Here is a 12604-nt window from a genome sequence, read left to right on the forward strand (position 1 = left end):
CGTTCTGTATAATGTAAATTAATACATACGAGCGGAGTGATCAAACATTGATCAACTATTTAATATCCAAACAACAGGCTAGATTGTTTCTACTGCGACATCAACATCTGAGTTCTTCCACCTTACAAGGGTCAAAGCAAAGCATTTACGATTATATCAGGCATGTGGGATGTATCCAATATGATCCGCTTAGCATTACCGGCCATAATCACGAACTCGTACTGCAGGCGCGCATCCCCGGTTTCACGCCAGATCTGGTGCAGGAGCTCCTGTATCAGGATCGGCTATTAGTCGATGGCTGGGATAAGAACATGTCTATTTATTGCACAGAGGATTGGCCTTATTTCCAGCGGAGCCGCGAACTGGCAGCAACACGATACGGAGGAAACAGTGAAATCATGGCCACCGTTGGCCGTGTACGCCAGGAACTTACGGAACGTGGTCCGCTCTCTTCCCTGGATATGGAGGGTAAAGACAAAATCAACTGGGCCTGGGCCCCCGCAAGGCTTTCCCGGGCAGCGCTGGAAAGCATGTATTTCTGGGGAGAAATCGTCGTCCATCATCGAGTGCATACCCGCCGATATTATGACTTTACAGCCAAATTGCTGCCGGAGACTATCCTTAATGAGCAAGACCCTAATCAAACTGAAGATCAGTATTATGACTGGTACGTACTGCGCCGTATCGGCAGTATTGGACTTCAATGGAATAGATCCGGCGATGGTTGGCTGGGGATTAACGGATTGAAGAGTAAAGAAAGAACAATGGCCATTCAGCGGTTGCTGCATACGGATAGGATTAGAGAGGTCAACGTAGAAGGAATCAAGTTACCCTTCTATATCAGAACCATAGATACTCCTGTTCTGGAAGAACTTTTACGAGATACCAATGAACAAGGCGAAGATTGTATAAGCACATTCTCTGCCGCTGCACTCGCTCCTTTGGATAACTTGCTATGGGACCGCGAGCTCATTAAACAGCTCTTTAATTTCGAATATCGTTGGGAGGTATATAAGCCAGCAGCGGAGCGGAAATTCGGGTATTATGTACTCCCTCTACTTTATGGAGATCGATTCGTAGGCAGATTTGAGCCGGTCACGGATAAGAAAAGCGGAATATTAACCATCATCAACTGGTGGTGGGAGCCGGAGGAATCCTTAACCCCGGATCTGACCGCCGCACTCAAGGAGGCTCTGATTTCACTGGCACGCTGCGTGAGAGCAAACTCCGTGCAGTTCCTGCCCGAAGTCGTAACTAAATCAGGATTACAGGAGCTTGTGAAGAGTGTCCAGGATATAGCAGTGCGTGAGTGTAGTTTGGGATTGGGGGAGTAAAGTGAATAAAAAAATAGCCATGGTTATTGTAATAACCGCCTTATGTTCCGTTGTAATAACGTCTTGTTCGAGTAAAGAAAGTATTGTGCAGGAGTCGGGCCTTTCAAAAGCCATGAGTGTAGCTATTGCCTACAAAAAACAAGAGCTTGAAGCCGTTCCACCCGATCATTCGAATGAGATTACACTGGAAGACATAACAAAAAAGGAAGCTATAATAAAACCTTTAACCACAAAAGTCTTCTTTGAGGTTCAATCTGCCAGTCGTATGTATGCACGTGCCTTAAGAGTCGCATTAATTAAAAATAATGAGCTTAAAGTAACCTATATATCTTTTACAGAGAAAAGTGTAACAGCAGAATCCATAGATCTTACCTATACAGGCACTCTCCGTTTTGGAGATAGCAAAGAAGATAAATTATTCTTGGATGGAACAATGACGCTTTTAAAAGAAGGTGATGTCTGGAAGGTTAATAATGACATCTATAACTCAGAGGATATTCTCAGCATCATCGAAGGCCAAATACTAAATGGATTAAGTGACTCCGAATAATGATTTACAATTTACAGAAAAAAAAGAGTGAATGGCAAAAAAGCACTGCTTCCATTTTAGGAGCCGTGCTTTCTTTTTTTATTGGAGTTATATTTTCTTTACAATATAGTCTACAAAACCTTGCCGAATCCGCTCTCCATTAAATATCCGTTCCAAAACCCTATCTTCTTTGTACAATACCTCCATATCACTGAATAAAGAATCCGGTTCATCAGATCTATAATAAGAGTGAATAACAGGCTGATCATCGTCAAATTGTTCATATTGATTCTCACCTAAATCCGGTCCTTCCCCACAGCGGAAGTCATTAACCGTTAAGAAGTTCACAAACATTAATCCATTGGGCTTTAATACGCGTTTCATCTCTTCAACAGACTGTTTGACTTCACTTTTTCTCATATGAAACACGGTATTATAGGAATACACAAAAGGGATCGATTCATCATCAAAGGCCAGCTGGCGCATATCTCCCTGACGGATATCCAGATACACACTATGCTCTTGTCCGTATGTATTCGCCAGGTTTATTTGCTCCATATCACAATCAATGCCATGCGTTATGTAACCGTATTGTGCAAATAAGGCTAACGGCGGAGTGTCTCCTCCGGCTCCACAATCTAAGATGTTCTTGTCCATTTCAGTTTCATTGCAATACATCAAGTACCTGTATAAGGGAGTCTGTTTGAATATATCTACCATACGGAACACTCCTTCTCTATTTCTTCTGTTTCTTCCAACAGGAGGAATCTCGTTCTCTTTCAAACGAATCTGTAGGCATTCCTCTATGTACAAGCTGCTTCTCATTCCAGTTTTGGGCCTCTTCATCAGTACTCTCAAGACCCAACTTGGTATACATCTCTGTACAGTATCCCTGTAATTTGATTTCTAGCCTGCTGGCTTTATTCTTGAATCTCTTTAGCTCACGGATAATATGGGCTCTCCCGGCAGGGGTGAACGTATCCTGAATGCGCTCCTTGAAATAATCATGCACAATATAGTTGCGCTGCTTCCAAACCTCTTCCAACTGGGCTGTCTCTGCCTCAGAGAAAGGAAAATGATGCTGGATTTCTTTGATGAGCTGGCCGAGTGAATTGCCAAGTTTACGCTGATACAGATCCGCAAGATCCGCTTCCGACGGTGTCTTCCCCTGAGACAGCTTTGTTAGCAGTAACAGGTTGGTCAGCTGCTGTTCCAGCGCTTGACCATAATAAACAGCCAGTCCGAAATAAGCGAATAACTCTTTGGAATGTTCACTCTCCGGTAATTGTGTGTCCTTCATCTTTCCTCCCACTGAAATTTTTTAATGAATTAAAGATACATTATATTCTCGAATAATCCTTAGTACCAGATTTAAATACATAAATACCTATTAATAGAACTATGTACAGGGATACATGAGCAAACGAAGTCAGCACCCCTGAAGTCGACAAGGTGTCCCCGTTCATCAAGGCATTCATGACCGGGGCAACCGGCGGCAGAAGAAATCGTAGGGGAATAAGTGGCCCCTCTAATAGACTGCTGATCTGAGTTCCACCGATCGATAAAATGATACTCGCCAGCATGAGCCCGACTGCATGACTCCTTTTAGCTACCCAAGACGATTGAAGAAACAATGAAATAGAGATTCCAAGTAGACCCAGCAGACCATGTCCAATTAAAGCCAGCAGAAATCGGTAGATACCGACCGGCTCGGGAAATCGTCCTGTAATCATTGGATACACCACTATCATAACATCTAACAATAGAGCAAGGAGGGTTAGACTAAGGATTCCGCCTATGTTGTAGATTCTAGCGCTCCTCAGATGAACAATAACCACTTGTCTCTGTACCGCTTGCTCATGATTCAAAAAGCTAAGCCCCATGGCTGCACACCCGATAAACAAAATTACAGCCGTTGCAGCATAGCTGTTCATTATAGGATTAGGCTTGTAAGAGTACAACACCAATACCGCTATAACAATACCGGACAAAGAAGCGAAATACCGTTGTGAACGGGTGTAACTTCTCATTAGATAAGCAATCAATGCTATCACGACGCAGCCCCCCTCTTGGAAGCTTCTTGAGGGTTCATCCATAATTCCAGGCCAGAAAGTCCTCCTTTTCGCTCCACCGAGAGGATAGAACCACCAGCGCCCAGTATTGTCCGAAGGAACGTATCACACTCTATAGCTTGAACTGATATTACGGGACAATCAGCGTCTTGCTGCTCTTTGGATAAGGCCATAGATAGAAAACCAGGCATCTGTTCCAAGGGAGTATCAAGAGGTTGTGAGACTCCTTTGAAGACAATTTTATAATAAATTGAGCTATGCAATTCTGTTCGGTTTACTGTACGTATTGTTCGGCCTGCGTGCAGAACATGTACTTCATCCGCTAATGCTTCGATCCATTGCGATTCATGAGCAGAAAAGACTAAAGCTGTCCCTTGGCGCTTCATTTCATGTACAAATTCAAGCAAGGAATCTTGTGCGTGAGCATCCAAACCCGACATGGGCTCATCAAGCAGCAGCAACGGAGGCCGATTCAGCATGCTTTGCATGAGATTCACCTTTTGCAGCATGCCCTTTGAGAAACTCTCCATAGACCGCGTACGATAGCTTTCCAGGCGAAAACAGACTAACAGTTCCGTTATCCGATGGTCAATCTCTTTCGGTGCTAGACCTTGGAAACGCCCAACACTCCTTAAAAATTCCTCAGGTGTAAACTTTAACGGAGGAAAAAATTCGGGTGCATACCCGATCTTCATTCTCTTGTCTTTGTGAAGTAACCGTCCATTTGAAATCTGAATCAACCCGGCGAGTATGGATAACAGTGTGCTTTTACCAGAGCCGTTACGACCGATAATTGCCGTTGCTGAACCGGACTCAATCTTCATAGAAACCTCATCAAGCACCGTTACTCCGTTGTATATTTTCCCTACTTGTTCCAGCTCAATTAAGGGGGATTGGATGTTCTCACTGTTAAGCTTCATAGTCACTCCCGTCAGCTAACATTGTAAAGTATCGTACGAACCTACATCCAAATTATTCGCCGTGTAAACCCCATTTTCCTGTTTTCTTATATATTAAAATAGGACCAGGCCGGAGAGCAGTAACTCCTGCTCCAGCTTGGTCCTTATAACAGAAACGCTAAATCTTTCAGACCTTTCTTTAGGCGTAAACCGCAACAGCTTCACTAATCTGGCGGCAAGCTTCCGCACAATCTAAGCATGCTTGGATGCAGTTCTTGCATTGTATATGTACATTTCTGTTGCATACCTCTGCACAGGCTTCACATATTTCGGCGCATAAGCGGCAAATTTCAGCAACGAAAGGACTTTGACGAGTCATAGCCTGTATAGCATATCCACAAATATCAGCACATTCCCGATCCATACGAATCGTATCCCGCAGTAATGCAAGGTCGTACTCTTTCAGGCTTGAGACATAACTATAATTACAGGCATTCATACACTTGATGCATGCTTCAATGCACTCCTGATATTGAATTGGGGTCATAGCCTTAACCTCCTGCTTTTTGATGGGTATGTCTTTGTATTAACCTGTTAGAATTGCCGCGAACCAAACAATTATTGGATGGATTTATAAACTTCTTTTCACCGTGCCCGGTCGGACCAGATTCCGTTTTTCCATTTGGAGCAGTTTATCTCGAAGCTCACGGGATGAGAAATGCTCCCCGATAAATACGGCAACATCAGGTACCTCTCCTTGTGGAGTGATTTTCATATAATCGGCTTCACGGTAAGCATATTGGAACAGAAACCGACTTGACGTGTCGCTGAAGGTTAGAATTCCCTTGGCTCTATATACATCCCGTGGCAGTTCCTTGACAAATTCCTCAAATTCCATACTATCCACCGGACGCTTGAAATAATGGGTGTATGCCATGACATGATCGTGTGCGGTATGCATGGAGCCGGTCTCCTGCTTAGCGTCAGCTTCACCTTCTCGTAGAATCCCCCCAGAGTTGCTGAGCAGTTCCTCGGGATCCACCTCACATCGAACAGTAGACATTATGGGTGCAAAAGCATTCCATTTCCGCAGCACTGCAGAAACCTCGGTCACTTCATCCTCGGTCACGCGGTCGGTCTTGTTCAGGATCAGCACCGAAGCGCAGCGGATCTGCTCTTGCATCAGCCTGTAGGTCTTTCCTTGCTGTGAACGGTGAAGCTCCAGGATATGAGCAGCATCAACGACCGTTATTAGGCTTTTCAGCTCCACTTTGAGATATAGGGATGTTTCGGTCACACCATCGACAATCTCTAACGGATTCGCTGCACCTGTAGCTTCGATAATCACTACATCTGGGGACTCCTTCTTCACAAGGGTAGCCAACTCAGTACTGAGATCCCCGCGAATGGAACAGCATATGCAACCGCCAAGTAACTCCGCCATAGGTACCGATTGTTCAACCAATAAACCATCCAGGTTAACCTCACCCAGTTCATTCATAACGACTGCCGGGCGAAGTCCCTGAGCTTTCCAATATTCAAGTAAATGCTGCAGCAGTGTTGTTTTGCCGCTCCCCAAAAAACCAGATAATATATATACAGGTACAACCTGTTCCATTCCTCATCTCTCCCCAACATAAATCTTTATGCTAGCGAGTGTACTACATCCAGTCATGCGGATGCAACCTCATTGCTAACGCCAGACCTGTCACCTAACAACCGTGGGTAACTTGTCTTTGCCTAAGTCATAGCCTATCATGAGAACATACCGAATACCTAATCCCTGCCAAGGAGTTGATTGAATTGTCATCTGTCGAAGAACATCGACGGGAAGCGCCTAAATCCGTTTCCTGCTATATTATTACGGTTTCTGATACCCGAACGCCCGAGACCGATTCCGGTGGGGATCTTGTCCAAACTTTACTTGAAGAAGCTGGCTATATTATTAAAGGGCGAACGATTGTAAAGGACGATTATGAAGAGATTCGCGAGCTGGTTTATAAAAGATCCGTTCATTCTGACATCGAGGCTGTTCTGCTCACCGGCGGCACCGGTATCTCTCCCCGAGATACGACTTATGAAGCCGTTGCATCCTTGCTGGACAAGTCATTACCGGGCTTTGGTGAGATTTTTCGTTATCTGAGCTTCACAGAGGATATCGGCTCGGCAGCGATTCTTAGCCGGGCAATAGCGGGTACTATCGGAAGTACCGCTGTCTTTTCGATGCCCGGATCAACGGGAGCTGTTAAATTAGCCATGAGCCGGATCATTATTCCCGAACTGCGCCACGTGATGAGGGAGATATATAAACGGACTTAGAACCATGTAAATCCAGGTGAACGGTATGTAGTCACAGAAAAGGGGTATCCCAGAAGCCATACAAACTGGCCTGTCTGCGGGACACCCCTCTACTTTTGAATCATGGTCGATTTTCCAGTGCGCCATAACCTATCTTTTTTAACAAATCAATAAGGAGAAGCTTCTCCGCATCGGTTACCGAGGATAAATTATTGGATATGGTTTGGGCATGCTTCGGAAATATTTCATCGAAATAAGCTCGCCCCTCGTCAGTTAACGTTACATCCGTCTTCCGCCGATCTCCCAGAGCCGGAGTTCTTTTCACAAGATTTTTATTCTCAAGCTTATCTACCACATAGGTAATACTGCCGCTCGGAATGGAAAGTCCCTCACTAATTTTTTGAATGGTCTGTGCGCCAGTGCTATAAATGAGCTCTAGAATTTGAAAGGTTTCCACACCGAGTCCGTGACTGTCAATGTCGCGTTTAATATTTTCAAACAGGGCTGTAGACATATTTCTAATCACACGAAAAAGTCTCAAATCTAGCTCCTGACGGTTAGCCTCACTTTCAATCATATGTTTTCCCCCTTATTTACGCTTCTGATACAAAGGATAATCGATGTTGGTGGGCAGTTCTATTAGAGCAATTCTGAGCTTCTCTCCACCTGCTTGGAAAGTGATTTCATCCTCATCCTCCGTTTGGAAAATCAAAAAATCTTTATGACTGAATAAATCAGCCTTTTGCCCAATTGAAGCGTACATACCAGTGTATCCTTATGCATGCTTTGGCCTGATATCCATAGGTCATAATCTCAAATCCTTGATGCGGATGCAGCCCAAGTTCTGCCTTTGTCTCTGCATGAGCCCACGCCCAATAGAATTAAGATCATAATCTAGTAATTACCGATCCTTCTCCGGAGAAGCCTATCGGCTTTTGTTCCTTGATTCTACCTCCGTCAAATTCTCCTTTGGCTTGATTCGTATTTGCCCTATTTTTATTTATCTTTAATTTAAATATCCTAAACATAGTATATAAATAACTTGGAGTGTTGTCAATCATTGACTAAACAACGCCAAAAAATCGCTTTTAATTAAAGGCAGTGGCAACAACCCTTAAAAAAACGATTTATTTTAGCGACACTATTTAGGTTTACAATATATAGAATTTACTATTATTTAAATTGGGGACCTCTATTCTCAGACCCCTGAGGAAAATCCAAACGATCGAGTATTCTGGTGAATAAAATCTTTATTTTTTCTGAATACTTCCCCTTATTTTCCCCCATAGAAGTATAAACCAACGATGCATTGTTCTTATTATAGATTTCTGTCAATGTGGTGGAGGTCTCCGCAACCTGATTAGTTCCATACCAGTGCGGCACCCGATTTAGGAGCTCAAGTTCACTTGAAAACACATGAATAGTAATCAGCTGTGTAGGTTGGCTGTTAATAAGATACTGGTAACTGATATTTCCTCTCGCATCTTCTGAATAACGTTCATGGGTTAGATTGACCTGCTCACGTGCAAAAGCGAGACGCATTTGCTTCAAAAAACGTCCGTTCAGCCCTTTTCCTTGCGACTGTGCCCGCAATACCCCATCTTGTACAGTTTGCATGTTATACCTTCCGGCTTCCTTCTCAATTTGTTCATTACTGCAACCAGTCAACATTAATCCTAACGTTATTGCAGCAGCCAGCAAACCTGCTATACGGTGTTTCATGCCTGCCACCCCTTCTTTCTCACGGTTTTGATCCAGATAGGTATAGCATGTCTGAGAATAGAAAAACTATGCAGTGCAGATTCTGTAGGCTTAGAAGGATAAAGAAAAACCCGACAGAAGAAACCTGCCGGGTCTGCTTTTACATCTAACAATTAATATATAAATTCAAAAAAAGAATGTTATAGATCTGGATGCTCATGTTTTGCCTTCAGACGATTCCAACGTCGTTGAACCTCATCCTCAAAACTGCGTAGAGCCGGTTCATTCTCAGGCTTCAATAAATGGCGGGTTTTGCCCATGGTCTTGAGCCAATTGGACAGATCAACACGTTTTTCTTTGTCTTCCGGATTGTAAGTTATTGTCGTAATGCCTTGTTCAACCTCATACAGCGGGAAGAAGCAGGTTTCTACGGCTAGGGATACAATATTAGTGCCTTCTTTGTCATCAGACATCCAGTTAAGCGGACAGGCGGTTAAGATTTTACCATAAACCAGACCCTCATTCTGAGCATACCATTGTGCTTTAGCCGCTTTTTTCACAAGATCCTGCGGAAAGGCTTCAGAACCCGTAAAGACATAAGAAATATTCGTAGCTGCCATAATTTGCGCGGTGTCCTTATGCTGTGTTGTTTTACCTTGCTGATGTTTACCGATGCTGGAGGTTGTTGTACGGTGGCCGAGCGGCGTAGAATACGTCTGTTGGGCACCCGTATTCATATATCCTTCATTATCGTACTCTATAATGATCATTTTGTGGCCGCGCAGAGCAGCACCGATAGCAGGACCCATACCAATGTCCATACCGCCATCTCCGGTAACCATTACAAATGTAAAATCTTCTTGCAATCCAAGATTGTCAAGCTCACCGCGGCGTTTACGCTCCCAGAACATTTCAACCACACCGGAAAGTGTAGCTGCACCGTTCTGAAACAAGTTATGGATAAACGTTGATTTATGTGAGGAATACGGATAACCGGTAGTAGTAACCATTGCACAACCCGTATGGTACAACGTTACGACATCACCTTCAATACCTTTGAAGAAGATCTCCAGCCCCGAGAATATTCCGCAGCCCGGGCATGCGCCATGTCCTGGCGATATACGCTTAGGCTTCTTCGTCAAGCTTCGAAGCGGCGGAATCCTCACGCTCAGCTTTCCTGTAACCTCATCCTGCTTCACAGTAATCAAACCAGTTTTGAGAGATTCAAAGTCCATCGGCTTAAGTACTCGCTGAGGTGCTTTTTCCAGAGCACCTGCATGATGTCCGTAATAATCGAACGGCACCTCAACCCGGCCTGCGGCGACAGCATCCAAAGCCAACTGGAAGAAGTGATGTCCATCCTCTGCGTAAAAGTCCTTACCGCCTAGTCCGTAGATTCGGCTGATGACTTTGGTCGTAGTATTTCCATAAGTGAACAATGCAGCTTTAATCTCATTTACCATATTACCGCCGTGTCCGCCAACAGAATCCGCACGATCACCAACAGTAATGGCTTTGACATTCTTCAATGCTTCAGCGATTTGTCTCTGTGGAAACGGACGAATCATGTTAGGTGAAATGGAACCAGCCTTTATTCCTTGTAGACGAAGCTGGTCTACTACATCCTTAATAATCTCTGAAGCAGAATTCATTAGGAATACAGCTACATCAGCATCCTCCATGCGATATTGTTCAACCATCGGATAGTGACGCCCGGTCATTTCACCGAACTCCTTGGCGATTTCCTCAAAAACATCACCGGCATTGTACATCGCTACCGATTGTTGATACCGGTTGTTGATGGTATCCGGCTCATTCATATAAGCCCCTACAGAAATCGGGTTATTGCGGTCTAAAGTATCTGCAAAACCTGTTGGCGGTTGTTCTCCAACAAATTTCTGCACATCTGCACGGTTCGCGATAGCTTGTACCCGACGTTTTTGGTGAGAGGTAAAATATCCGTCTGAAGCTACCATTACTGGAAGACGGACCTTAGCATGCTCAGCAAGCTTCAAAGCCATCAGGTTCATATCATACACGGACTGGGGATCACGACACATCAGAATCGGCCAGCCTGTATTGAGCGCATAATATAAATCAGAATGGTCACCGTGAATGTTAAGCGGCCCTGATACTGCACGGCAGATCAGATTCATAACCATTGGCATACGTGTTCCCGATTGCACCGGCATTTGCTCCAACATGAACATATAACCTTGTGCGCTTGTCGCATTGAATACTCGTCCGCCCGCAGTAGAAGCTCCGTAACAAATACCGGCTGAGCTATGCTCGCCGTCCGATGGAATCAGCATGATGTCATGCTGTCCGTTAGCTTTCATTGTATCGAGAAACTGGGCAACCTCCGTCGAAGGAGAAATAGGAAAGTATCCCATAACATGATAATTGATCTGATGTGCAGCATAGGCTGCCATTTCATTACCGGATTCATATAGAAATTTCTGCTCTACCTTGGCAGAGCCTACTTCTTTTTCATAATCGATAGCCATGTGTGTTCCACCTTTCTCCCCATATTAAGACTGTGTAATCAAATCAAATAGATGGTGAACGGTGTGGCTGTCGGCATAACCTTCCGTTTCACGCTGACTGGATAGAGCTGAAGTCGGGCAAGCTTCTATGCATTTCAGACAGCCCTTGCAATATTGATAATCAATGCCTTCTAAATACATCTGCGAACGGCCCTTCTTATCTATCCGCTCTTCCCATACAAAACACAGATCCGGACAAACCGTGTCACACTGCGCGCAGTTAATGCATGACTCTTTCTCAAAGGCAGGCAGCATTCCGGAACGGGAGATGCTTAAGTTCTTTAGGAAACTGTTACCCGGATTAGTTATGATGCCGCCGATAGGTTGTGTATTATATCCAAGCGACGAAATATCGGAACGAACGTACTGCGGCATGCTTTCCCCTGCCGGAAGCTCATAATGCAGAAACTTCACTTCATTATATCCACGATCAAAAGTAGTTAGGGCGGATTGAACAGCTTGCGGGTATTTTTTACCCAGTGACTGTTCAATAACACCTTTCATTATTTCAGGGTCAAGGAAATCACACAGACGGAACATCGCACCCAACATCGCCATGTTTACCCGGTTCTTCTCCTTCAACGCGATGCTCGATGCATCAATTACAGCAATTGTACCGGCTTTCATACCCAATACTTCTTTCAGTTCATCAGACGACTTGGTCGAATTAATCAGCACGGTACTGTGTTCATAAATACCGCTAATTACGTTAACGGTCTTCGCTAATGATTCATGAAAAACTCCAACAACATGCGGTTGCTCAACGGGAGAGGTATCCCGTATTGGAGTGTTCAAATCACAAAACCGGATATTAGCTTTAACAGGTGAGCCTTTTTTCTCCGAACCATAGGATGAGAAGCTTACACCATTCATCCCTGCGCCAACGACACCCGCTTCTGCAAGCATCTTACCAGCCAGGTTTGCACCCAGACCTCCTATAGACTCTAGACGAATCTCAAAAAAACCGAGTTCGTTCACTTTTGGCAACTTCACCACCGACATAGCCCCTTTCTAAATGTCAACTAGAATAACATCCATACTGACTTTTTCACGATTGTAACTTGATTTCACGGTACGCGAAGTGACAAATCTTGCATTTTCGGTGCTTTACGAATCACAATTATTTATTGAATTCTATTGATCTGTTTATACACTACAGAGTTGCGTTACCTCGATGAAAGAATGCCTGCCATCAAAATGACTACTTGTGTCTGATATGTGTATT

At 44.2% G+C, this 12604-nt stretch carries 14 protein-coding genes; 3 read left to right on the forward strand and 11 right to left on the reverse strand.

The window, feature by feature from the left end; translation table 11 throughout:
- The first annotated feature begins 47 nt into the window (after nucleotides 1-47).
- Nucleotides 48-1334 carry a winged helix-turn-helix domain-containing protein gene (locus PWYN_RS21630; protein WP_052088266.1) on the forward strand — a complete coding sequence of 429 codons (1287 nt, stop codon included), beginning with the start codon at nucleotides 48-50 and terminating at the stop codon, nucleotides 1332-1334.
- 1 nt (nucleotide 1335) lies between these two features.
- The gene (locus PWYN_RS21635; RefSeq protein ID WP_036656170.1) at nucleotides 1336-1884 is read left to right on the forward strand and encodes a hypothetical protein; all 549 of its coding nucleotides are present in this window, start codon (nucleotides 1336-1338) and stop codon (nucleotides 1882-1884) included.
- Between the two features lie 87 nt (nucleotides 1885-1971).
- On the opposite strand, the gene PWYN_RS21640 is transcribed toward PWYN_RS21635, so the two are convergent.
- The 6 genes from PWYN_RS21640 to PWYN_RS21665 all read right to left on the reverse strand — a co-directional run bounded on the left by PWYN_RS21640 (nucleotide 1972) and on the right by PWYN_RS21665 (nucleotide 6452).
- The gene (locus PWYN_RS21640; RefSeq protein WP_036656173.1) at nucleotides 1972-2583 is read right to left on the reverse strand and encodes a class I SAM-dependent methyltransferase; all 612 of its coding nucleotides are present in this window, start codon (nucleotides 2581-2583) and stop codon (nucleotides 1972-1974) included.
- Between the two features lie 16 nt (nucleotides 2584-2599).
- A complete protein-coding gene (locus PWYN_RS21645) occupies nucleotides 2600-3163 on the reverse strand; it encodes a hypothetical protein (RefSeq protein ID WP_240479807.1) in 564 nt (187 codons plus the stop codon).
- Nucleotides 3164-3203: 40 nt separating this feature from the next.
- A complete protein-coding gene (locus PWYN_RS21650; RefSeq protein ID WP_036656175.1) occupies nucleotides 3204-3917 on the reverse strand; it encodes a hypothetical protein in 714 nt (237 codons plus the stop codon).
- The gene (locus PWYN_RS28305) at nucleotides 3914-4855 is read right to left on the reverse strand and encodes an ABC transporter ATP-binding protein (RefSeq protein ID WP_052088267.1); all 942 of its coding nucleotides are present in this window, start codon (nucleotides 4853-4855) and stop codon (nucleotides 3914-3916) included. Before PWYN_RS28305 ends, PWYN_RS21650 begins: the two co-directional genes overlap by 4 nt.
- Nucleotides 4856-5033: 178 nt before the next feature.
- Nucleotides 5034-5381, reverse strand: a complete 348-nt coding sequence (locus PWYN_RS21660) for a four-helix bundle copper-binding protein (RefSeq protein WP_036656177.1) — start codon at nucleotides 5379-5381, stop codon at nucleotides 5034-5036.
- A gap of 84 nt (nucleotides 5382-5465) precedes the next feature.
- Nucleotides 5466-6452: a CobW family GTP-binding protein gene (locus PWYN_RS21665; RefSeq protein ID WP_036656179.1), complete on the reverse strand. Its 987-nt coding sequence runs from the start codon at nucleotides 6450-6452 to the stop codon at nucleotides 5466-5468.
- 179 nt (nucleotides 6453-6631) lie between these two features.
- Here PWYN_RS21665 and PWYN_RS21670 point away from each other — a divergent pair, with 179 nt between their 5' ends.
- Nucleotides 6632-7153: a MogA/MoaB family molybdenum cofactor biosynthesis protein gene (locus PWYN_RS21670; RefSeq protein WP_036659064.1), complete on the forward strand. Its 522-nt coding sequence runs from the start codon at nucleotides 6632-6634 to the stop codon at nucleotides 7151-7153.
- A gap of 100 nt (nucleotides 7154-7253) precedes the next feature.
- On the opposite strand, the gene PWYN_RS21675 is transcribed toward PWYN_RS21670, so the two are convergent.
- From PWYN_RS21675 to PWYN_RS21690, 5 genes are all read right to left on the reverse strand, one after another.
- Nucleotides 7254-7709 (reverse strand): MarR family winged helix-turn-helix transcriptional regulator, encoded by a 456-nt coding sequence (locus tag PWYN_RS21675; RefSeq protein WP_036656181.1) that lies wholly within the window; start codon nucleotides 7707-7709, stop codon nucleotides 7254-7256.
- Nucleotides 7710-7721: 12 nt separating this feature from the next.
- Complete coding sequence (locus PWYN_RS29400; RefSeq protein ID WP_157261235.1) at nucleotides 7722-7895, reverse strand: hypothetical protein; 174 nt, start codon at nucleotides 7893-7895, stop codon at nucleotides 7722-7724.
- Between the two features lie 410 nt (nucleotides 7896-8305).
- Nucleotides 8306-8854 carry a hypothetical protein gene (locus tag PWYN_RS21680; protein ID WP_036656184.1) on the reverse strand — a complete coding sequence of 183 codons (549 nt, stop codon included), beginning with the start codon at nucleotides 8852-8854 and terminating at the stop codon, nucleotides 8306-8308.
- Between the two features lie 179 nt (nucleotides 8855-9033).
- Complete coding sequence (locus PWYN_RS21685; RefSeq protein ID WP_036656187.1) at nucleotides 9034-11340, reverse strand: thiamine pyrophosphate-dependent enzyme; 2307 nt, start codon at nucleotides 11338-11340, stop codon at nucleotides 9034-9036.
- A gap of 24 nt (nucleotides 11341-11364) precedes the next feature.
- On the reverse strand, nucleotides 11365-12375 hold the full coding sequence (locus tag PWYN_RS21690) for a 2-oxoacid:acceptor oxidoreductase family protein (protein WP_157261236.1): 1011 nt from the start codon (nucleotides 12373-12375) through the stop codon (nucleotides 11365-11367).
- Nucleotides 12376-12604: the final 229 nt, after the last annotated feature.

This window comes from Paenibacillus wynnii, assembly GCF_000757885.1.
Lineage (GTDB): Bacteria > Bacillota > Bacilli > Paenibacillales > Paenibacillaceae > Paenibacillus_AQ > Paenibacillus_AQ wynnii.